Genomic DNA, 20,922 nt, shown 5'->3' on the forward strand with positions numbered 1-20,922 from the left:
CTCTGGCATGAGCTTTGTGCACGTGGTGCGCTGCCATCGCCCCAAGTGCACAAAGCTCGCTCGCGGCGGGAGGTTTGGGGGCTGGAGGCGGTCAAGGAAGCCGCGATGCCCGCCGCCGAACGCGAGCCTTGCGCCGACCGTCAGGCGTTCGGCTTGCGGCGTTTGCGCGCTGGCCGCGTGGCCACGGCGGCGCGCCCAGTTTTGACGCCGCCGTGCTTGGCCAGGAACGCGAGTATCCGGTTGAGGCGGTCCTCGCTCTGCGACGGCGGCGCGCCAAAGTCGGCTATGGACATGTGCGACCCACCCGGGTAGCGCACGTACTCGACCTCCCTGTGGTGCCAGCGCAGGCCGGTATAGAGCGCGTCTGCCTGGTCGGGCGGGCAACGCAGGTCGCCCTCGAAGACGTACAGCAGCACGGGCGTGTTCACGTTGGGCACGTGTTTGAGCGGCGAGCGCTCCTGCAGCACACCGCTTGGATCCCAGGGGTCGCCACCAAGCTCCTCGGCCAGCCACGGGCCGGCATCGCTCGCGCCGAACTCGGCGACCAGATCGATCACGGGCGCGCCCACACAGGCCGCCCGGAACCGGTCCGTGTGGCCGATGATCCAGGCCGACATGTAGCCGCCGTAGGAGTAGCCGCCCACGAACTGGCGATCCTCGTCAGCCAGGCCGCGCCGGATCGCATCATCGGCACACGCGAGCAGGTCGTGGTAATCCTCGCCTCCCCAGTCCTCGTTGACCGCCATTGCGAACTGCTCGCCGTAGCCGATGCTGCCGCGCGGGTTCGGCAAAACGACCGCATAACCGGCGGCGGCGAGCACCTGGTAGCTGTAGAACACAGGGTCGAGGGGGTTCCACATCTGGGGGCCACCGTGAATCTCGAGGAACATCGGCGGCGGGCGCTCGCCGGAGCGGGGGCTGATGATGAAGTACTCAATCTCCTTGCCATCTCGCGCCCTGGCGCTGAGGCGCTTGGCCGGCAAAAGCTCAAAGGCATCCAGAACGCCCCTACCTGCGTCGCTCACCCGGCGGGCGCGACCGTTCTCCGCGTCTAGGTCAAGGCAGAAGACCTCGGTCGGTTTATCGACCCAGGTGGCGGTGAAGGCTGCCAAGAGTGTCTTACCGCGCCTAGCGACGCTCACGCCCATGACCTGCCGGTCACCGGTGACAACGGTCCGCGGCAGCCGCTCGCCGAGCCTGGCGCGCTGCATGCTGATCGTGCCGTGGTCGGCGACGCAGAAGAGCAGCTCACGGTTTGAGATCCAGGTGTAGGCGCTACCCGAGAGCCCTGCCGTGATCGGGCGGTCAAGGTCGGCTGCCACCGGCATGGGCTGGTCCGAACCGTCGGCCGGCATCACCTGCAGGCGTTGGTTGCGGCCCACCAGTGGCCGGGCGGAGCCGACCGTGCCAAGAAACGCGATCTGCTTGCCGTCGGGCGAGAACGCTGGCTCTGACCCGTCGAGCACCCTCGACACGGCCTTGCGCGAGCGTCCTTGGGCGGTCGGGATCAGCCAGAGATCCGTGAAGAGCAGGTCGTCGTCGCGCTGACGCGTGCGGTTTGAGAAGCAGGCGATCACGCTGCCGTCCGGCGACCAGCACGGCTGACTGTGGTCATAGTCACCGGTGGTCAGCTGTCGCAGCGACCCGTCAGCGACGGTGTAGATGAAGAGCTGGTTGCGGCCGGCGAGGTAGCCGCGCCCGTCGAGCCGGTTGAGCAGACCGCGGACCACCTTCGGCGCGCTCTCTCTGCTCGGGCCGTCCGCTGCGGGCGGCTCAGCGATCACGGTGACCACCAACACCAACGCGTGCCCGGACGCCGACCACGCCAGAAAACTCACCGGTCCGGGCGCTTTGACCCGCAGTGGCACGCCTCCAGCCAGCGGCGCGAGGTGCAGCGCGGGCGAGTCCTCGACCACCGACAGATATGCGAGATAACGCCCGTCAGGGGACCACCTTGGAGTGCTGTCACCGGGACCCTCGGTGAAACGGCGAGGCGCGCCACCCTCGCTCGGCGCCACCATGATGTTGGTGACCGGCCGGTCGAGATCGCGGTCGAGCGCGGTCTGCACCCAGGCGATCTGGGCGCCGTCCGCAGACAGCTGTGCGTCACCCACCCACCGAACACTGCCCAGATCTCTCGCCTCAAGCGGCTTGCGTCCCATGCTCCCGACCCGAGTCTCCCAGATCCCCGGCTCCGCGACAACTCCTGGCATCAGCGATGAGCAGGCAACCATGCAGTTGTTGCTGGCATCACAGCAGCAATGCTGCTAAAGTGCAGCTAGTGGGTGTGGCAATCACGGTTCGGGACGTGCCCGACGATGTTCGGGACGAGCTTGCAGCAAGGGCTGCGCGCGCCGGCAAGTCGCTGCAGGAGTACCTGCGCGCGATGCTGATCGACGCGACCGCGCACCCGCCGGTCGCGGATGTGATCGCCCGCGCGCGCGGGCGGGTGGAGGCGACAGGCGCGCGCGTTGATGCTGCGGCGATCCTCGTCGCCCGTGACGCTGACCGCCGGTGAGCCGGCGAGTCGTCTGCGATGCCTCGGCGATCGTGGCCATGCTGCTGGATGGCGGGCCGGATGGCCGCTGGGCGACCAGCGAGCTGAGCGATGCGGGCCTGCTGGCGCCGAGCCTGATCGAGTTCGAAGCCGCCAACATCATCCGCCGCCACGAGCTGGCCGGGCTGATCAGCGCCGATCAGGCGGCCCAGGCGCACCTCGATCTGCTCCATCTCGCCATCGAACAGTGGCCGTATGAGCTGCTCGCCAAGCGCGCCTGGGAGCTGCGAGACAACCTGTCGACCTACGACGGCAGCTACGTTGCGCTCGCCGAACTCACCAGCACTGCCCTGGTCACGCTGGACAGGCGCATCGCCGCCGCTCCCGGCCTGCGCTGCGCGGTCAGCACGCCGTAGCACCGGCCGACACCCAGCAGCCATGTCGGGACCTCGTCCTTCACGTCTGGTGCCCGCTGGCCAGGCTGCTTGAGGCCGCGATCTCCCACAGCCGCTTGGCGTCATTCTGCAGGCAGCGATCCGAGCGGTGCATCTGCACCTGGGCGAACTCCGCAAGCGTCATGTAGCGCACCGCGCGCATTCGCTCCTCCCGCCGTCCGATCCTGAACTCGTGGCTGGCCAGCGCGACCGGCAGGGCAAGCTTCAACCACGGGTAGCTGGCGTTTTGGGAGAGCCCGACGCTCGGGTGCACGAGCCCGCTGTCGATCGCCGCCACCGCCACTCCCAGCTCCTCGTCGATCTCGCGCTTTAGGCACTGCTCGAGCGTCTCTCCGTGCTCCCAGCCGCCGCCCGGAAGCTCCCAGGTCAGGTCGCTGTTCTGCAGGATCAGCAGGCGTCCCGCGCCGTCTGCCACCAGCGCCTTGACCGACACGCGGTAGAACGGACTCGGCATCCCATGGCCGGTCATCGGCAGCTCACCGAAACCAGTAACGGCGCTTGGGTGCGCCGTCGCCGGCGACGACTGACTCGAACTCACCACCGCAGCGCTCGATCACCCCGGCCGAAGCGATGTTGTCGACGTCGCAGGTGACGAGCACCGGTTCGATCCCGAGCGACCGCGCGACCACCAGCGACTGACGCAGGATCTCGGTGCCGTACCCGCGGCGGCGCTCGGCGGGCATGACCGCGTAGCCGATGTGCCCGCCGTAGCGGGCAAGCCAGTCGTTGAGCTCGTGCCTGATCGATGCGCGTCCCACCAGGCGGCCGTCGTCCACGGCCGCCAGGAAGGTGGTGGGCACCCAGCGAGTCGGCAGCAGCTCGCCATGCCGGTTGGCCTCGCGGCGTCGCAGGTATTCCCACCATGGGTCGCTGGGCACGTAGTCGAGCAGGAACGGAAACTCGGCCCGCATCTCCTCGTGCGCGGCCCGGGCGGCCAGCTCGTCATCAGCCCGAAAGGGACGCAGCCGCAGCACGCGGCCTCGCGCCCGATGTCAGGCTAGACCCTCGCGCGCCTCGCGCACGAGTGTCACTGCCTCAGGGAACACGACCGCCATCGTGGCGCGCAGCTGCTCTGCCTGCTGCTCGGTGGTCCCCTGGATGTTCATGCGGTTAATGGCCGCGACCGTCAGGTCCACGGCCAGCTTGATCGCATTGTCCGCCCAGGCGATCCGCTGAGCGCCCTGCATCTGCTCGGCGAACTCACCTAGCCGCCGCTGAATCTCGTCTGGGTCCCCGAAGAGACCGCCAAAGCCGCTGCCTTCCATGACCCAATCGTACTCCCTCGGCGCGCTTCTCTAACATCGCCTGCGAATGGCGATCGTCTCAGACCAGGTTCAGTACGAGTCGCGCACCCGTTCGCGCTGGGCGGTGGTCGCCTTTGTCGCGGCGATCGGCCTGGTCCTGTCCCAACTTCTCGAGCTCTCCGGACCCCAGCCGCCGGTCAGCGAAGCGACCGTCACCCTGATCACCGAGAACGCCCGCGCGACCATCGACCTGATCGGCTCGGCCGTCGACATGATCGGTCTGCTGGCCATGTCCGCCCTGGTCTACTGGCTGCACCGAATCTCCCAGGCGCGCGAGCCGACGCTGCGGACCGCGACCCGCTGGACGGCGTCCGGTGGCGCCGCGATCGCGGCGGTGATGGCGATGGTGTACACCGTGCTGTTCACGATCAAGGCCCACCAGTTCGTCACCACCGGCAACCAGGGCTACCCGGAGGCGGCGCACCTGTTCAGCTCGTCCATCTGGTTCCTGCCACAGCTCGTGCTCGAACTCGGTGACCTGCTGATGGCGGTCGGCGTCGTGCTGGTCGTCCTGAGCGTCATGCGCGTCGGCCTGATCCCGCGCACGATCGGCTACGCGGGCGTGGTTGCGGGCGCGCTGTTCATCATCGGCGTGCCGCTGCTGACCCCGATCGTTCAGGGCTTCTGGCTGGCCTCAACCGCGGTGCTGCTCTACCGCCGCTGGCCGAGCGGCGACCCTCCGGCCTGGGAGAGCGGCACAGCGATGCCGTGGACGCCACTGCAGCGCGGACCCGACCAGCGCGGCACCAAGGCGCAGCGCCGCCGCCGTGTCTCAGACTCAGAGGTATTTGCCGCGGTCGAGTCACACGAGACGCCGCCGAACCCCCGGGCCGGGCGCGCCAAGCGCAAGCGCCGCAAGTAGGCGGGGCCGTCAGCCGGTGGGGGTGGCCCGCTGGCCACCCCCACCGCCGCAGCGCTCCGGCGGCCTAGCTCTCCTCGGCGGCCTGCTCGGCCTGGATCTTCTCCTCCAGGACGGCCATCACACTCGGATCGCGCAGGGTTGTCACGTCGCCGAGCGCGCGGCCCTCGGCGATGTCGCGCAGAAGCCGGCGCATGATCTTGCCCGAGCGGGTCTTGGGCAGATCGTCGGCGAAGATGATCCGCTTGGGGCGGGCGAACTTGCCGATCCGCTCGGCCACGCCGGCGCGGATCTCATCCTCGATCTCGGGCGTGCCGTCGATTGTGCCCTGCAGGGTGACGAAGGCTGTGATCGCCTGTCCGGTCAGCTCGTCGGATTGGCCGATCACGGCGCACTCGGCCACCGATTCGCAGGCCACGACCGCCGACTCCACCTCGGCGGTTGAGAGGCGGTGGCCGGAGACGTTGACGACGTCGTCGACCCGGCCGATCACCCAGAAGTAGCCGTCCTTGTCTCTGCGGGCGGCGTCACCGACAAAGTAGGTGTCGATGCCGAACTTCTTGAAGTAGACCTGGACGAAGCGGTCATCCTCCTTGTAGAGGGTGCGCAGCATCGACGGCCACGGCCGCTTGAGCACCAAGAGCCCCTGGCCCTGATCGATCGGCTTGCCCTCGTGCTCGTCCACCACCTCGGCGAGGACGCCTGGTAGCGGCCTGGTCGCAGACCCCGGTTTGGTGGCGGTGATGCCGGGTAGCGGCGAGATCATGATCGCCCCCGTTTCGGTCTGCCACCAGGTGTCGACGATCGGGCAGCGCTCGCCGCCGATCACCTTGTGGTACCACAGCCACGCCTTGGGGTTGATCGGCTCACCGACCGTCCCGAGCAGTCTGAGCGAGGAGAGGTCGAAGCGGTCGGGATGCTCGGCGCCCCACTTGATGCAGGCGCGGATCGCGGTCGGCGCGGTGTAGAAGATCGTCGCCTTGTAGCGCTCCACGAGCTCCCACCAGATCCCGCGGTGCGGGTAGTCCGGCGCACCCTCATACATGATCCCGGTGGTGGCGTTGGCCAGCGGCCCGTAGACGATGTAGGTGTGGCCCGTGATCCAGCCCACATCCGCGCAGCACCAGTAGGTGTCGGTGTCGGCGTGGAGGTCAAAGACGTTCTGGTGCGTGCTTGAGGCGCCGGTCAGGTAGCCGCCGGTGGTGTGGACGATCCCCTTCGGCTTTGCCGTCGATCCCGATGTGTAGAGGATGAACAGCGGGTCCTCGGCATCCATCTCCTCCGGTGGGCAGACCTCGGCGGCCGCCGCGACGATCTCGTGATACCAGACGTCGCGTCCCGCCTTCATCTCGCACTCGGTGCCCTTGGAGCGCACGACGATGATGTGCTTCAGGTGCTCGAGGTCGCCCATCACCGCATCCACGTTCTGCTTGACCGGGGCGACGTTGCCCTTGCGGGCGGCGCCGTCAACGGTGATCAGCGCCTTGGCCTGCGAGAACTCCATGCGCTCGCGCACCGACTCGGCCGAGAAGCCGCCGAAGACGACGTTGTGGATCGCGCCGATGCGCGCGCAGGCGAGCATTGAGACGACAACCTCGGGGATCATGCCCATGTAGATCCCGACGACGTCGCCCTTCTCGATCCCGAGGTCCTTCAGCGCGTTGGCGAAGCGCTGCACACGGTCGAGCAGATCGGCGTAGGTGATATCGAGCTCCTCGCCCTCCTCACCATGCCAGTGGTAGGCCACGCGGTCGCCGAGGCCGGCCTCGACGTGGCGGTCAAGGCAGTTGTAGGAGACGTTCAGCTTGCCGCCGGTGAACCACTTGTAGAACGGGGGGTTTGAGTCATCGAGCACCTGATCCCAGCGTTTGAACCAGTGCAGACGCTCAGCCTGGCTGGCCCACCAGCCCTGCCAGTCCGAGTCCGCCTGCTCGTAGATCGCCGGATCGGTGAGGTTCGCGTGTTTGACGAACTCCGCCGGTGGCTCGAAACGCTCGATGTCGAGCATCGCCGCCAGCTCGTGCTCGAGCTCGTTCTCGTCGCGCGCCGTCTGTCCCTGTGCCATATCGAATCTCCCTCGCGTTAAAAACGTGGGACGCGCCCGACCAAGGGCTTGGTCGGGCGCGTCCGCGGTCTCCTATCTGTGAAACTGCGAGCGCTCAGCCGACCGGCAGCACGGAGCGCTTGTAGACCGCCTGCATGATGTCGGCTGTTGCGATGTAGAGGGCGAGTCCGCCCGTGACGATGCCGAGGTATCCACCGATGTGGATGATGCTGGCGTTGCCGCCGCTGTTGCCGATTCCGAGGAATATGAACGTGAGCGCCAGCAGCAAAAACAGCAGCTGCAGAGCCCGCGGCGATGCGAACGTGCAGAGGAACAGGCACACCGTGAAGATGCCCCACATCCACAGGTACAGACCAAGTCCTGCGGCCGCCTCCTTGCCCAGGCCGGCGGCGTTGAAGTTAACGAGCACCCAGAACGAGATCCAGAAGGCGCCGTACCCCGAGAACGCAACCGCCCCGAAGGTGTTGCCGGTGCGGAACTCCCACATGCCAGCCAACAGCTGGCAGAGCCCGCCGAAGGCAAGCGCCATGCCCAATACGACACCAGTCGCCCCGGCGCCGACGAGATTGGCGTTGATGAAGCTCAGCGTGCAGGTTGTGATGCCGAAGCCCATCAGCCCGAGCGGCGCCGGGTTTGCCGGCATCCAGCTCGCCCCGCCGGTCATGGAGGAGCTGCTCGCTGCCTGCCCCTGAGCGCCCCCTGATTCACTTACTGTGGCCAACTTCTCTCCTCTCCTAAGAGAACACGTGACAGGCGGCACAATATCCTCCGCGGCGGCGGTCAAGTGCGGCAAGCGCCGTTCGGTGCGTGCCGTGCGCCGAACGGTCAGATAAGCGAGCCAAACGGCGTCCGCTGACGGCTGCTCCGGCGCTTCGCGGGCGTCGGTATGCTCTGCTGTCAGAGCGTGGGGTTCCTGATCGGTGTTGTCGTCGGCCTGGCGATAGCCGCCTCGGCGGTGGCGGCCCTTCGTCTGCTGCGACCGCCGCGCGTGGTCTCCGACGAGGTCAGGGGCCTGCAGACCGCGCTGCACGCCGCCAACGGGATGCTGCCCGACCTGCGCCGCGGCCTCTCCGAGGACTCGGCGCGGAAGGTCACCGGTCATCTGCTGACGCTCACCCAGGCCTCCGCCGTAGCGCTCGGCGACAAGCGCCGGGTGCTGGCGTTTGACGGCCTTGGGCACGATCATCACCACGCCGGTGACGAGCTGATCAAGATCACAGCGCCCGCGCGAGAGGACCGCCTGCACGTCGAGTCGCGCCTGGCCTGCGAGCATCCCGACTGCCCGCTCGGCCCCGTGATCGCGGCGCCGCTGTTGGTCGCCGGCGAGCTCGTGGGCTCGTTTGTGGCGCTCTACGCGCGCGGGCGTCGCATCACCCCCAACGACACCCGCACCGCCGCCGAGGCCGCGAGCCTGGTCAGCGCGCAGCTCGAGCTGAACGCGATGGACGAGCAGGCCGAGCGGCTCGCGCGGGCCGAGCTGCGGGCGCTGCGGGCACAGATCTCGCCGCACTTCATCTACAACGCCCTGGCGGCGATCGCCGGCTACATCCACTCAAACCCCGACGAGGCGCGTGACCTGCTCACCGAGTTCGCCGAGTTCACGCGCTACGCCTTCCGCAGCCAGCGCCCGTACGTGACGCTCGCCGACGAGCTCGGCTACGTGGAGAAGTACCTGCGGCTCGAGCGCGCCCGCTTCGGCGAGCGCCTGCAGGTGCGCCTGCAGGTCGAGCCCGAGGTGCTGCCGGTGGTGGTGCCGGTGCTCTCGCTGCAGCCGCTGGTGGAGAACGCGGTGCGCCACGGGGTCGAGCGGCGCGGCTTCGGCCGCATCGAGATCGTCGGTCGCCACCTCGACCACGACGTGGAGCTGCGGGTCACAGACGACGGTGTCGGCATGGACGCGGAGCGGGCTGCGACGGTGCTGGCGGGTCAGGGCGGCGGGGTCGGCATCGCCAACGTGCAGGCGCGGCTGCAGGCGATCTTCGGGCCCGGTTACGGCCTGGAGCTGCGCAGCGAGCCTGGTCACGGCACGACCGTCACGATGACCCTGCCGAAGTTTCGCGCCGGGGTCCGGGCGGCATGACCCGCGTGCTGGTGGTGGACGACGAGCGGCCCGCGCTCGAGGACCTCGGGCGGTTGCTCGAGACCTCGCCGAACGTGGAGGACGTGGTGCTCGCCGACGGCGGCACCGAGGCGCTCAGACTGTTGGCCGCAGGTCAGTTCGACGTGGTCTTCATGGACGTGCGCATGCCCGATATCGATGGCCTCGAGCTCGGCAAGGCGCTTGAGCGCTTCGCCGACCCGCCAGCGCTGATCTTCGTATCCGCCTACGAGGACGGTGCGGTATCGGTTTTCGAGCACGGCCTGACGCCGCTTGACTACCTGATGAAGCCGGTCTCGCGCGTGCGGGTCGAGCAGGCGCTCGAGCGGGTCCTGGGGGGCGGCGGGGTGGGCGGCCGGGGTCCGGCCGCCGGCCAGCGGGCCGGCGGCCGAGAGGAGTGGCTTGGCCCGGACGGCGACGGCGCCGGCGAGATCATCCCCGTCGAGCATCAGCGTGGCGGCACGACCAAGCTGCTTGACCGCAGCAGCGTGCTCTACATCAAGGCCGAGGGCGATTACGTGCGCATCCACGCCGACAGCGGGCGTTTTCTGGTGCGGGCGGCGCTCGCCGACATCGAGGAGCGCTGGGCCCAGCACGGGTTCGTGCGGGTGCACCGCAGCTACATCGCCAACCTGCGCCGGGCGGTTGAGATCAGGCCGCAGCTCGGTGGGACGGTGACGATCATGATGGTCGACGGCAGCGAGGTGCCGGTCGCGCGCCGCCAGGTGGCGGATCTGCGCCGGAGGCTGCGGATGTGAGCCCCTCGGTACCGGGACGGCGCCGGATCGTGCGCCGCGGCCTGCGCACGCCGCGCGAGGAGCTCGCCGACGCCACCGCCCACGGCCATGTTTACCTGCGCGGCCTGCAGCGCCAGCAGCTGACGCTGTCGCTTTTGGCGCTCGTCACCTTTGGGGCGATCTTCGGCGTGCTGCCGCTGGCGCTCTACCTGGTGCCGGCCTTCGCGCGGCTCGAGCTTTTCGGCGTGCCCCTGGGCCTGTGGATCGTGGTCGTGCCGATGTTGCCCGGTTTCGTTTTGATCGGCTGGATCTACCAGCGGCGCGCCGACGCCGCCGATGAGGCCTTCCGCGAGCTGGTCGAGCGTTGATCGTCGCGCTGGTTGCCGTCGCCGGGGTGACGCTCGGCACGCTCGGGCTCGGCACCTGGGGGATGCGCTTTGCCCGCACGACCTCGGATCTGCTGGTGGCAAGCCGGCTCGTGACGCCGTGGTGGAACGCCGCCGCGATCTCCGGCGAGTACCTCTCGGCCGCGAGCTTTCTGGGGATCGCGGGCCTCGAGATGCAGATCGGCGCAAGCGCGCTGTGGCAGTCGCTCGGGTTCACCGCCGGCTACCTGGCGTTGCTTCTGTTCGTCGCCGCGCCGCTTCGCCGCTACGGCTCCTACACGATCCCCGACTTTGCCGAGGCACGGCTGCACAGCCCGACGCTGCGGCTGGTGGCGGCGGCGATCGTGCTGGTGATTGCCGGCTTCTATCTGGTGCCGCAGCTGAAGGGCGCGGGCCTGGCGCTGAACGTTGTGATCGGCTCGCCCTACTGGGTGGGTGTGGTGGTGGTGGCGGTGATCGTGGCCGTCAACGTCGCGCTCGGCGGCATGCGCGGGATCACCTTCGTGCAGGCCTTTCAGTTCTGGATCAAGGTGTTTGCGATCGCGGTGCCGGCGATCCTTTTGCTGATCCACTTCGGTGGGCTGCCTGAGCGTGCCGCGCTGTTTGGGCGCTCGCTGCCGCACGCCGGCTCCAGAGGGCTCACGGTGCGCCTGGGCAGCCGCCAGCGGGCGCAGTTTCCGCAGGCCGGAAGCTTCATCGTGCACGGACAGACGGTGCACGTGCGCGCCGGGGGCTGGGTCAGCCTGCCCGCGCACACGCCCATCAGCATCCCGCCGGGCGGGGTCGTCCCGGTCGCCGCCGGCACACCCGCGCTGACCGGGGCGCGGTGGTCACGGCCGGTGGGTGGGACCGGTCAGGGCGCGCCGGTTTTGGTCTACTCGCTGCTGATCGCCACGTTTCTGGGCACGATGGGTCTGCCGCACGTGCTCGTGCGCTTCTACACCAACCCCGACGGCTACGCCGCGCGGCGCACGACCGTGCGCGTGCTGGGGCTTTTGTCGCTCTTCTACCTCTTTCCCGCCATCTATGGGGCGCTCGGCCGGGTGCTCGCACCGCAGCTCTACATCACCGGCCAGACCGACGATGTGGTGCTCTCGCTGCCGCGCATCGCCTGGCCGGGCGCGGGCGGCACGATCCTCACGGCGGTCACCTGCGCGGGCGCGTTCGCCGCCTTCCTGTCAACCTCAAGCGGCCTTTTGGTGTCGCTGGCCGGCACCTTCAGCCACGATGTCTGGCCGCGGCTTGCGCGCGGGCGGCCGCAGGGCGCGTCGCTCAGGCGCCTGCACTTCCGCCTGGCGGCGCTCGGCGCCGTTGTGATCCCGGCGCTGGTTGCGCTCGTTGCTCAGGGGGTCGACATCGCGATTCTCGTCGGCTGGGCGTTTGCGCTGGCGGCGAGCTCGTTCTGCCCGATGTTCCTGCTCGGGATCTGGTGGACGCGGCTGACCGCACGCGGCGCGGCCTGGGGCATGGTCGCCGGCATGCTGGTCGCAACCGGCATGATCTTTGCGGGGCTGGCGCTCGGGGAGCCGACCGGCGGGGCGCTGGCGCTGCTCGAGCAGCCGGCGATCGTCTCGGTGCCGGTCGCGTTTGCGACGATGATCGGGATCTCGCTCGTTGATCCGCTGCGCGTGAGCGACGTGGAGCAGCAGATGCTCGCGCTGCACGCGCCCGAGGGACTCGGGCTGCGGCTCGACGACGAGGAGCGGGCGCAGCTGCTGGCCTGAGGCGGCCGCGTTCGTGCGGCGGCGCGTCAGGCGGCGTCCAGCGTCGCCGGCGCGCCGAAGCGGGTGAGCACCTCGGGCAGCACGACGCTGCCGTCCGGCTGCTGGCCGTTCTCGAGCAGGGCGATCATGTGGCGCCAGGTGACGGCGGTGCCGTTGAGCGTGTGCAGCGTCGCCGGGCGCCCGTCTGCCGGGCGGTAGCGGATGTCGAGCCGGCGGGCCTGGAAGTCGGTCGTGTTGGAGCAGGAGGTGACCTCGCGGTACTGGCCCTGACCGGGCATCCAGGCCTCGCAGTCGTACTTCTTCGCGGCCGATGAGCCGAGGTCGTCAACCGCGATCGCCACCACCCGGTAGGGGATCTGAAGCTCGGTGAGGATCGACTCCTCGATTGCGAGGATGCGCTCGTGCTCGGCCTGCGAGGCGTCCGGCTCGACGAAGCAGAACATCTCGAGCTTGTCGAACTGGTGCACGCGGAAGATCCCGCGTGTGTCCTTGCCGGCGGCGCCGGCCTCGCGGCGGAAGCAGGCGGAGAAGCCGGCGTAGCGGCGCGGCAGCTCGCTGGCGTCGAGGATCTCGTCGCGGTGCAGCGAGGCCAGTGCGACCTCCGAGGTGCCGACCAGGTAGAGGTCGTCCTCGGGCAGGCGGTAGATCTGCTGCTCGGTGTCGGGCAGCATTCCGGTTCCAACCAGCGCGCGTTCGCGCACCAGCACCGGCGGCAGCACGGGCTCGAAGCCCTCGGCGACCAGCTTGGAGAGCGCGTACTGGACGAGCGCGAGCTCGAGCATCACCAGCCCGCCGCGCAGGTAGGCAAAGCGCGAGCCCGAGAGCCTGGCGCCGCGTTCCATGTCGATCATCGTGCCGGCCAGCTCGAGGTGGTCACGCCCGGTTGCGCCGGCGCTGCCGGCCTCGCGCAGCACCGTGTCACGGGCCGGGGCGTCCGGCGCCGGGATGTTCGGCAGCGTGATGAGCAGTGCGTCGAGCTCGGCGCGCGCCCGGGTCTCCTGGTCGGTGAGCTCGCGGCCGCGCGCCGCCAGCGCGGCCATCTGCGCGCGCTCGTCCTCGCTGGGCGCGCCTCGCCGCCCGCGGCTTGCGCGGTTCTGCTGCGCCCGCAGCTCCTCAAGCTCCGCGGTCAGAGCCCGCCAGCGCTCGTCCAGCGCGAGCAGCTGGCTGATCGCGTCCGCGGGCACGTCGCCGCGTCTTGCCAGCGCGGCGGCGACGGCGTCTGGCTCGCTTCGAATCAGCCTGATGTCCAGCATCTCTGCGCTAGCACGCTACCAGCGGGCGTGGTTCTGCGGTCCGGGTGGCGCGCTCAGCTGTGGTTTGAGCCGCTCAGCTCGGGCAGCGGCCCGGTCAGTGGCAGCAGCTGGAGCGGCTTGTTGACGCACGGGGTGACACCAGGCTCCGGTGGGGCGTCACGGCCGGAGAAGCGTGCGACGAAGTCAGCCACCTCGCGTGCCTGCTTGCCGACGAAGATGTTCTGGGGCATGTAGGCGCCGGAGAAGCCGCCGTTCTCGATCGCGTAAAGCACGCGGATCGCGGGCCGCTCGCAGCGCTGGTTGAAGCTCGGGCCGCTGATCGTGGCAAACGTCGTGGGGTTCACCCCGGAGCCGTGCGTGCCTGCGTAGGAGAGCGTGTGGCAGCCACCACAGCGCTCGTTGAAGAGGTGGGCGGCGATGCTGTCGGAGGCGTAGGTGGGGTCGGACTTCGGGACCCCGATCGCCTCGGTGCCGCAGGCTGATACCACGAAGGCAACGGCCACTGCGGCCAGCAGGCTTGCGAAGAGTCGTTTGTGGCGCATCCGCCGCGGATCATACGGAACCAACAGCGAGAAGGTCTCACCAGCGGTGAGCGGAAGGTTTTCGCGTCCGCACGGCGAACTGGTGCGCTGAGCAACCCCCGGCGCCGGCCGCCGACGCCCGCCCCGTCACCCCCTTGGGCTCGCGGGCGTCTCTCAAGGCGGCAACCTGAAACGGCCGGCGCTGGGGCGAAGCTCCGCCTGCCGGCGGCCGGCGGCGGAGCGGGCTGCCAGGTCGAGTTCGGGCGCTCAGGTGTGGATGCGGGCGACGGCCACCTTGTGGCCAGCGGTGGAGACCAGCTCGACCGAGCGCAGCGTCGAGATTGGCCACGGGCTCTGCCCGCTCCAACTCGCGCGGCCGCCGCTGACCGCGAAGCTGCCGATCACCGCGCCCCGACCCGAGTGCTGCCAGACGATGCAGCGCACGCTGCGCACGCCCTTTGCGTTGCGCAGCGAGATCGCGACCGCCACCCGTTGTCCCGTGGTCAGGCTGACCTGGCCGAGTGTCCGCCCGGCCAGCGTCAGCTGTGCGGAGGCGCGGCTCGGAGCCGACAGCTGACCGCCGCCGGCGAGGATGATGATCGCCGCCAGCGCCGCCGCCGTGACCGCAAAGGCCGGCGTGAGCAGGCCGCGTCGCAGTGAACCGCGTCGCAGTGAACCTCGGCGTGGGAAGCCGCGGCGCATCCGTCCGGGGTGTGCCTGCTCCTGTGGGGCCCGCGGGACGCGCAGCGGCGCCGGGGGGGTGGCCGCTGGCACCGCTTCGAGTAGAGCCACGGCCGTGTGCTCGAGCGCGCGCATCTCCTGGGCGCAGGCGTCGCAGGCGTGGATGTGCCTGAGCGCTGACTCGTGCTCGGTGGCGTCAAGCAGGCCGAGCGCGAGCTCGGCGCTGATGGACGCCACCGCCTGGCATTCCGGGCTGCGCGTCCCGTGCATATCGGCGTTCATCTCAGGCGCCCTCCTCGATCCGGGCGGCGTAGGCATGGGTTGCGCCGGCGAGCCCGAACGCGACGGCCGGCTGGTGGCTTGCCGGCGGCAGCGGTGAATTCGGTCCGTCCAGCGCGCTCCGCAGGTTCAGCAGGCCGCTGCGCAGGCGTGTCTTGGCCGTGCCCAGCGGCACCTGCTCGCGCTCGGCGATCTCGGCGGCGGTCAGCCCGCCCCAGGCCGCGAGCACGAGCGCCCGGCGTTGGCCCTCCGGCAGCCCGGCGAGCTTGCTGCGGATCGCCGCCAGCGACTCGTTGGTGATCGCCTGATCGAGCGGGTCCGGACCCTGGCTCGAGAGCTCCAGGCCGTCCAGTGCGACCGCCTGCTGTGCTCCGGTTGTGCGGCGGCGCTCGTCGATCGCGGCGTTGCGCGCGATCGTGAGGATCCAGCCGGCGGCGCTGCCGCGGCTTGGTTCGAAGCTTGCGGCGCGGCGATAAACGCGCTCGATCGCCTCCTGGGCGGCCTCCTGGGCGCGGTGCGGGTCGCCGAGGACGGCGAGCGCAAGTCCGTACACGCGACGCTCATAGCGCCTGACCAGCACGCTCGTGGCCTCCTGATCGCCTGCGGCGACGAGTTCGAGCAGCGCTTCGTCGGTTGGCGCCGTGGTCAGCACGATGGCTAAACGCTAGCGCCGAGGCGCATCTGAAGCTAAGAACTTCCGAAGTCTCCGCTCAGCGCAATCCATCTCGGCGTCTGGCCCGTAGACCTCTAGGACAGGCCGTCTGCTGGCGGTGTGTCCAAGGGCCACGGGCGCGACCGCGCCCGCGGCGTCAAAGACAGACGTAGGAGGACCAATGAAAGTAAGAACAAGCAGGCAGGTCATCGCGGGAGCACTCGGCGTCTCCGGCGCGGTCGCGGCGCTGGCGCTCGGCGGCGGCTCGGCGCTGGCCGCCAAGCCGATGATGACCCCGCCGATGCCGGCGCCCGGCGTACAGGGGCAGCTCAGCCGACTGCACGAGATGGCGGTCGGATCGACCGTTGCAACAAACGGCGACACCAACCCCTACGGGGTCGCGGTGGTGCCGTTGACCTCCGGCAAGCTCGTCAAGGGTGATGTCCTGGTGGCGAACTTCAACAACTCTGCCGGCACTGCGGGTGCGGGCACGACGATCGTCGAGATCAACCCGACGACCGGGCAGAGCATGACCTTCTTCCAGGGGAAGACAACGCTGGTCGGACCGGTCGCGATCGCGATCAACCCGACCAACGACATCGTCTGGGTCGGTGACTACGGCCCCGCGAACGCCACCTCTGGCGCGTACGACGGCTCCGCCGCCAACGTCGACGTGATCCTGCCGAACGGCACGCTGAAGTACACCTTCAACGCAGCCACCACCGACACGAAGATCTTCTCGGGCGTCTGGGGCCAGGCCTTCGCCGCGATCAACGGCAAGCCTTCGTTCATATGGACCAACGTCGGCGACGGCACGACCGGCATGGGTGGCGGAACCGTCTGGCAGCTCACGCCTGGGGCGGGTGTAAGCGGTCAGCCGCTTGGCGCCTCCTACACCGAGCTGGCCAGCGGTCTGCCTTACAACAACATGCCGGGCACGACCGCGGCCACCGCCGCCGGGCCACAGGGAACGGTGTATGACCCGAGCAACAGCACCCTGTATGTCACCAACGACTACAACAACACGATCGATGCGATCACCGGCATCGACAGTGTCGGCGGCCCCATGACCACGACGCTGGTCAGCGGAGGCGCGCTGAACACGCCCCAGGGCATCGCGATAAACCCGGCCAACGGCGACCTCCTCGTTGTCAACGGCGCGGGCAACAACGATCTGCTCGAATACACGCCAATGGGCCAGTTGGTCGCGAGCCGCGACCTGTTGCCAAACCAGGCCCCAGGGGCGCTGTTTGGGATCGCCGCGACGATGACCGGCCCCGGTCAGATGGCGATCTACTTCGGCGACGACGACAACAACATGCTCTACCAGCTGACCGGCCCGATGGGAGGGCCCAACCTGCCGGCCGTGGCTCGCTGAGCAGCACTTCTGGGCAGTGGCGGCCGCGAGCACCGCGGCCGGCCGCAACGTGGGGGCGGGCTGCATGCGCTGAGCATGCAGCCCGCCCCCACACGGGCTTCAGGGGAAGCCTGAGGTTCAGTGCACGACGGTCGCGGCGCGGAACAACAGCGCGGTCACGACCAGGGCGGCGAGCGTCATCGAGCCCGTCTCGCGGCGCAGGATCGCCACCACCACCTCCCGCTGCTCGGCGGCGGGCAGGGCGGCGACCGCCTGGGCGCTCGCGAGCCCGCGCGCGTCGAGGATCATCATCGCCGCTGACATCTTCAGCTGCTCGGCGATCAGGCCCACGATCAGCGGCAGCGCGCCGTAGAGGTAGTGCAGCGGCACCGCCGTATAGCCCATCAGCAAAAGGATCCCGCCGAGCGCCGCCTCGACTGCGACCGCGGCCTGTCCGGCCCGCAGCGTCCGCCAGAAGACGCGGCTCGGGCGCCGGCGAAACCACGCGACCGCGCCGATCACGAAGGCGACCAGGTTGAGTGCCAGTGCGAGCACTCCGACGACGATGTGCACATCCCTCACGGCGCAAGCGAAGATAGAGCCTTCGCGCCCGGTGCGCGTTCGCAGGCCGCGGCGGCGCCTGGCGGAGCCTTCTTATGGCGAGCGGTGATAAAACTCCTAAATGTGCTCAGGGATTACCTGCCAGCGGTTGTCTTCCTGATCCTCGGCGGTGCGGTCGGGGGCCTGTTCTCGACCCTGAACCTGCTGACGGGCGTCCGCACGCGCCCGAACCTCAACCGCTCCACTCCCTACGAGTGCGGCCTGCCGTCTGAGATCCAGCGCGGCTTTCGCTTCGGGATCAGCTTCTATCTGATCGCGATGCTGTTCATCCTCTTTGACATCGAGGTCATCTTCATCTACCCGATCGCGGTCGAGCTGCGCTCGTTCGGCGGTTTCGCGCTCGGCGAGACGATCACGTTCGTGATCCTGTTGATGATCGCCTTCATCTACGTCTGGCGACGGGGGGCACTGGAATGGAAGTGACACGCCAGCCGGACCACGAGTTCCGCTCACGCCAGCTGATGGCGCGCGACATGCTGCGCGGATCGCTCGAGGGTGATGACCTGGACCGCTACGTGGAGCAGGCCGTGATGACCACGACGCTCGACCGCGCCGTCGCCTGGGCGCAGGGCAATTCGATCTACCCGCTGACCTTCGGGCTTGCCTGCTGCGCGATCGAGATGATGTCGATCGTGGCGGCAAGGCTCGACATCGCACGCTTCGGCTTTGAGGCGTTCCGCGCGTCGCCGCGCCAGGCTGACCTGATCATTCTCTCCGGGCGCGTCTCGATGAAGATGGCCCCGGTGATACGCCGCATCTACGATCAGATGCTCGAGCCGAAGTTCGCGATCAGCATGGGGGCGTGCTGCTCGAGCATGGGCGTCTTCAACAATTACGCGCTGGTGCCGAGCGACAAGTTCATGCCGATCGACGTGCACGTGCCCGGCTGCCCACCCCGGCCTGAGGCGCTGGCGCACGGCATCCTCAAGCTGCGCGACAAGGTGCAGGGAACCGATCGGGAGGGCTGGCGCGAGCGCTACGGCGCGGTCGGCACCGAGGAGATCCTGGGTGCCTGACCAGACCGGGCTCGAGGCCCTCGCGCAGCAACTGAGCGAAGCGCTCGCCGGCAGCGTGCTCGCAACCAGCCACGCCCACGGCCGCGCCGAGATCCAGATCGCCCCCGAGCAGAACGTGGCCGTGCTTGCGTGGCTGCGCGCGCAGGGCTACAGCTTCCTGGCCAGCCTGCACGGCGTGGACTACTACCCACACGAGCCGCGCCTCGGGGTGATCTATGAGCTGCTCGACATGAGGAACGTCGACCGCGTGTCGGTCAAGGCTCGCGTCTCCACCGACGAGCCCAGCATCGCGAGCGTGCTTGAGCTCTGGCCGGGCGCCGACTTCCCCGAGCGCGAGGTCTACGACATGTTCGGGGTGCGCTTCGACGGCCACCCTGATCTGCGCCGCATCCTGATGCCAGAGGACTACGAGGGCCACCCGCAGCGGCGCGACTTCCCGGTCGGCGGCGAGCCGGTGCTGTTCACCTACAACGAGACCGACGGCTACGGAGCCGACCGATGAGCGCCCTGAGCGACTACCGGCGCCGCGAGGAGTCGATCACGATGTCCAGCGAGCCGGTGGGCATGGGTGAGACCCACGAGCTTTTGACGCTCAACATCGGCCCTCACCACCCCGCCACCCACGGCGTCCTGCGGCTGATCGCGACGCTCGAGGGCGAGGTCGTGCGCGACATCAAGCCGATCATCGGCTACGTCCACACCGGCATCGAGAAGACCGCCGAGCAGAAGTCCTACTGGAAGGCGATCCCGGTCGTCGAGCGGATGGACTACCTCTCCTACTACTTCAACGCAATGGCCTACTGCGGCGCGGTGGAGACGCTGCTCGGGATCGAGGTGCCGCCCCGCGCCCAGTACTTGCGCATAATCCATCTCGAGCTCAACCGGATCATGTCGCACCTGGTGTGGCTTGGCACGAGCGCCCTGGACCTGGGCGCGATGTCGATGTTCTGGTACTGCTTCCGCGAGCGCGAGACGATCCTCGACCTGTTCGAGATGTCATCGGGACAGCGCATGCACACCCGCTACTTCCAGGTCGGCGGTGTGATCGAGGACATCCCTGCCGGCTTCGCCCGCAACGTCCAGAGGTTCATCGACGAGATGCCCAGCCGCGCCGACCAGTACGCGGACCTGCTGGAGAAGAACGAGATCCTGCTCTCGCGCCTGCGCGACACCTGCGTGCTGGACGAGCAGACGCTGCTCGGCTGGGGCGTCACCGGACCGCTCTTGCGGGCCGCGGGCAACCCCTGGGATCTGCGCAAGGCGGCCCCGTACTCGAGCTACGACCACTTCGACTTCAGGATCCCGGTCGGCACCGTCGGCGACAACTACGACCGCTTCCGGGTACGCCACGCGGAGCTGTATGAGTCGACCAAGATCATCCAGCAGGCGCTGAACGGCCTGCCCGAGGGGCCCCACATCGTTGAGGACCGCAAGGTCGCGCTGCCGCCCCGCCACGAGCTGGCGACCAGCATGGAGTCGCTGATCCACCACTTCAAGCTGGTGACCGAGGGCTTCCGCGTGCCGGAGGGGGAGTGCTACTACCCGATCGAGTCGCCGCGCGGCGAGCTCGGCTGCTTCGTGCGCGCAGACGGCTCCGCCAAGCCCGCGCGCGTGCACATGCGCGACCCCAGCTTCGTCAACCTGCAGGCGACCGCGCCGATGGTCAAGGACGCCTACATAGCCGACCTGATCGCCACCCTGGCGATGGTGGATCCGGTCCTTGGAGGTGTGGACCGATGAGCGCGATCGACCGTCGTCCGCCCGTGCCGCGCTACGCGCACGGCTCGCGTGTGCCCGGGTGGGATGAGGCGGTCGACCTCGAGAAGGCGCCCGCCACCGTACCGGACCCGGCGCTCACGCCGGTGCCCCAACAGCTGCGCGAGGCGATCGAGGCCGAGATGGCCAAGTACCCCGACCGGCGTTCCGCCTCGATCCCGGCCCTGCACATCGCCCAGCGCCACCACGGCTGGTGCTCGCCGGAGGCGATCACCCAGGTCGCCTGCGTGATGCGCCTGACACCGGCCTACCTGACCTCGGTGGCGAGCTTCTACGACATGTTCTACCTGCAGCCCAAGGCCGCCCACGAGGTCTACGTCTGCACCAACATCACCTGCTCGCTGCTCGGCGCCGACGAGCTGTATGAGCGCATGTGCCAGGCCGCCGAGGGCCACGACATCACCGTGCGCGGCTTCGAGTGCCTCGGCGCCTGCGACATCGCGCCGATGGCATCGGTCGACGGAGAGTACGTCGGGCCGCTCAACCTCGACGACCCGGCGCTGATCGTCGAGGACGTCGAGGCGGGCCGACCGGTGCTCGAGCACAAGCAGCTGCGCCGCCGAGCGGTCGCCGACGCCAAGGGCCGGGTGGAGAACTTCGACGGGCTCGCCCCGGTCGGGCAAGAGGGAAACTAGGAGCGC

Annotated in this window: 24 protein-coding genes; 13 read left to right on the plus strand and 11 right to left on the minus strand. The window is 69.0% G+C overall.

Features of this window, described 5'->3' with window-relative positions; all coding sequences use genetic code 11:
• Positions 1–140 precede the first annotated feature (140 nt).
• Positions 141–2,114, minus strand: a complete 1,974-nt coding sequence (locus M3M54_RS15735) for a S9 family peptidase (RefSeq protein WP_249019970.1) — start codon at positions 2,112–2,114, stop codon at positions 141–143.
• 173 nt (positions 2,115–2,287) lie between these two features.
• On the opposite strand from M3M54_RS15735, the gene M3M54_RS15740 reads away from it, so the two are divergent.
• Positions 2,288–2,518: a hypothetical protein gene (locus tag M3M54_RS15740; protein WP_249019971.1), complete on the plus strand. Its 231-nt coding sequence runs from the start codon at positions 2,288–2,290 to the stop codon at positions 2,516–2,518.
• Complete coding sequence (locus M3M54_RS15745; protein ID WP_249019972.1) at positions 2,515–2,913, plus strand: type II toxin-antitoxin system VapC family toxin; 399 nt, start codon at positions 2,515–2,517, stop codon at positions 2,911–2,913. Before M3M54_RS15740 ends, M3M54_RS15745 begins: the two co-directional genes overlap by 4 nt.
• 40 nt (positions 2,914–2,953) lie before the next feature.
• On the opposite strand, the gene M3M54_RS15750 is transcribed toward M3M54_RS15745, so the two are convergent.
• From M3M54_RS15750 to M3M54_RS15760, 3 genes are read right to left on the minus strand one after another with little or no spacing between them, the layout of a single operon-like run.
• Entirely contained in the window at positions 2,954–3,421 is a 468-nt protein-coding gene (locus M3M54_RS15750; protein ID WP_249019973.1) for an NUDIX hydrolase, read from the minus strand.
• A gap of 7 nt (positions 3,422–3,428) precedes the next feature.
• Positions 3,429–3,926 (minus strand): GNAT family N-acetyltransferase, encoded by a 498-nt coding sequence (locus M3M54_RS15755; RefSeq protein WP_249019974.1) that lies wholly within the window; start codon positions 3,924–3,926, stop codon positions 3,429–3,431.
• Between the two features lie 18 nt (positions 3,927–3,944).
• Positions 3,945–4,217 carry a hypothetical protein gene (locus M3M54_RS15760; RefSeq protein WP_249019975.1) on the minus strand — a complete coding sequence of 91 codons (273 nt, stop codon included), beginning with the start codon at positions 4,215–4,217 and terminating at the stop codon, positions 3,945–3,947.
• Between the two features lie 46 nt (positions 4,218–4,263).
• Here M3M54_RS15760 and M3M54_RS15765 point away from each other — a divergent pair, with 46 nt between their 5' ends.
• Positions 4,264–5,118: a hypothetical protein gene (locus M3M54_RS15765; RefSeq protein WP_249019976.1), complete on the plus strand. Its 855-nt coding sequence runs from the start codon at positions 4,264–4,266 to the stop codon at positions 5,116–5,118.
• 64 nt (positions 5,119–5,182) lie between these two features.
• Here the strand turns inward: M3M54_RS15765 and acs are convergent, their stop codons facing one another.
• Together acs and M3M54_RS15775 are read right to left on the minus strand one after the other, a co-directional pair.
• A complete protein-coding gene (acs, locus tag M3M54_RS15770; RefSeq protein ID WP_249019977.1) occupies positions 5,183–7,180 on the minus strand; it encodes an acetate--CoA ligase in 1,998 nt (665 codons plus the stop codon).
• Between the two features lie 94 nt (positions 7,181–7,274).
• Positions 7,275–7,901 (minus strand): acetate uptake transporter, encoded by a 627-nt coding sequence (locus M3M54_RS15775; protein ID WP_249019978.1) that lies wholly within the window; start codon positions 7,899–7,901, stop codon positions 7,275–7,277.
• A gap of 183 nt (positions 7,902–8,084) precedes the next feature.
• Here M3M54_RS15775 and M3M54_RS15780 point away from each other — a divergent pair, with 183 nt between their 5' ends.
• Genes M3M54_RS15780 through M3M54_RS15795 form a run of 4 tightly spaced genes read left to right on the plus strand, consistent with a single transcriptional unit; the run spans position 8,085 to position 12,125 of the window.
• Positions 8,085–9,260, plus strand: coding sequence for a sensor histidine kinase (locus M3M54_RS15780; RefSeq protein ID WP_249019979.1), 1,176 nt, complete (start codon positions 8,085–8,087; stop codon positions 9,258–9,260).
• Positions 9,257–10,036: a LytTR family DNA-binding domain-containing protein gene (locus M3M54_RS15785; protein WP_249019980.1), complete on the plus strand. Its 780-nt coding sequence runs from the start codon at positions 9,257–9,259 to the stop codon at positions 10,034–10,036. Before M3M54_RS15780 ends, M3M54_RS15785 begins: the two co-directional genes overlap by 4 nt.
• Positions 10,033–10,383, plus strand: coding sequence for a sodium/substrate symporter small subunit (locus M3M54_RS15790; protein ID WP_249019981.1), 351 nt, complete (start codon positions 10,033–10,035; stop codon positions 10,381–10,383). The genes M3M54_RS15785 and M3M54_RS15790 overlap by 4 nt, the downstream gene beginning before the upstream one ends.
• A complete protein-coding gene (locus M3M54_RS15795; protein WP_249019982.1) occupies positions 10,380–12,125 on the plus strand; it encodes a cation acetate symporter in 1,746 nt (581 codons plus the stop codon). The genes M3M54_RS15790 and M3M54_RS15795 overlap by 4 nt, the downstream gene beginning before the upstream one ends.
• Positions 12,126–12,151: 26 nt before the next feature.
• On the opposite strand, the gene serS is transcribed toward M3M54_RS15795, so the two are convergent.
• The 4 genes from serS to M3M54_RS15815 form a co-directional block, all read right to left on the minus strand.
• The gene (gene serS / locus M3M54_RS15800; protein WP_249019983.1) at positions 12,152–13,378 is read right to left on the minus strand and encodes a serine--tRNA ligase; all 1,227 of its coding nucleotides are present in this window, start codon (positions 13,376–13,378) and stop codon (positions 12,152–12,154) included.
• Positions 13,379–13,431: 53 nt separating this feature from the next.
• Positions 13,432–13,920: a hypothetical protein gene (locus M3M54_RS15805; protein ID WP_249019984.1), complete on the minus strand. Its 489-nt coding sequence runs from the start codon at positions 13,918–13,920 to the stop codon at positions 13,432–13,434.
• Between the two features lie 246 nt (positions 13,921–14,166).
• Positions 14,167–14,862, minus strand: coding sequence for a hypothetical protein (locus M3M54_RS15810; protein WP_249019985.1), 696 nt, complete (start codon positions 14,860–14,862; stop codon positions 14,167–14,169).
• Position 14,863: 1 nt separating this feature from the next.
• Complete coding sequence (locus M3M54_RS15815; RefSeq protein WP_249019986.1) at positions 14,864–15,511, minus strand: RNA polymerase sigma factor; 648 nt, start codon at positions 15,509–15,511, stop codon at positions 14,864–14,866.
• A gap of 181 nt (positions 15,512–15,692) precedes the next feature.
• On the opposite strand from M3M54_RS15815, the gene M3M54_RS15820 reads away from it, so the two are divergent.
• Positions 15,693–16,889, plus strand: coding sequence for a hypothetical protein (locus tag M3M54_RS15820; RefSeq protein ID WP_249019987.1), 1,197 nt, complete (start codon positions 15,693–15,695; stop codon positions 16,887–16,889).
• Positions 16,890–17,006: 117 nt separating this feature from the next.
• Here M3M54_RS15820 and M3M54_RS15825 read toward each other — a convergent pair whose 3' ends face one another.
• Positions 17,007–17,450: a hypothetical protein gene (locus M3M54_RS15825; RefSeq protein WP_249019988.1), complete on the minus strand. Its 444-nt coding sequence runs from the start codon at positions 17,448–17,450 to the stop codon at positions 17,007–17,009.
• A gap of 102 nt (positions 17,451–17,552) precedes the next feature.
• On the opposite strand from M3M54_RS15825, the gene M3M54_RS15830 reads away from it, so the two are divergent.
• Genes M3M54_RS15830 through M3M54_RS15850 form a run of 5 tightly spaced genes read left to right on the plus strand, consistent with a single transcriptional unit; the run spans position 17,553 to position 20,916 of the window.
• Entirely contained in the window at positions 17,553–17,912 is a 360-nt protein-coding gene (locus tag M3M54_RS15830; protein WP_249019989.1) for an NADH-quinone oxidoreductase subunit A, read from the plus strand.
• A 50-nt stretch (positions 17,913–17,962) separates the two neighbouring features.
• Complete coding sequence (locus M3M54_RS15835) at positions 17,963–18,505, plus strand: NADH-quinone oxidoreductase subunit NuoB (RefSeq protein ID WP_249021792.1); 543 nt, start codon at positions 17,963–17,965, stop codon at positions 18,503–18,505.
• Positions 18,498–19,007 carry an NADH-quinone oxidoreductase subunit C gene (locus M3M54_RS15840; RefSeq protein ID WP_249019990.1) on the plus strand — a complete coding sequence of 170 codons (510 nt, stop codon included), beginning with the start codon at positions 18,498–18,500 and terminating at the stop codon, positions 19,005–19,007. The genes M3M54_RS15835 and M3M54_RS15840 overlap by 8 nt, the downstream gene beginning before the upstream one ends.
• Positions 19,004–20,245 carry an NADH dehydrogenase (quinone) subunit D gene (gene nuoD, locus M3M54_RS15845; protein ID WP_249019991.1) on the plus strand — a complete coding sequence of 414 codons (1,242 nt, stop codon included), beginning with the start codon at positions 19,004–19,006 and terminating at the stop codon, positions 20,243–20,245. The genes M3M54_RS15840 and nuoD overlap by 4 nt, the downstream gene beginning before the upstream one ends.
• Positions 20,242–20,916 (plus strand): NAD(P)H-dependent oxidoreductase subunit E, encoded by a 675-nt coding sequence (locus M3M54_RS15850; protein ID WP_249019992.1) that lies wholly within the window; start codon positions 20,242–20,244, stop codon positions 20,914–20,916. The genes nuoD and M3M54_RS15850 overlap by 4 nt, the downstream gene beginning before the upstream one ends.
• Positions 20,917–20,922: the final 6 nt, after the last annotated feature.

Origin of the sequence: Conexibacter sp. S30A1 (assembly GCF_023330665.1) — a bacterium.
Taxonomy (GTDB): domain Bacteria; phylum Actinomycetota; class Thermoleophilia; order Solirubrobacterales; family Solirubrobacteraceae; genus Palsa-465.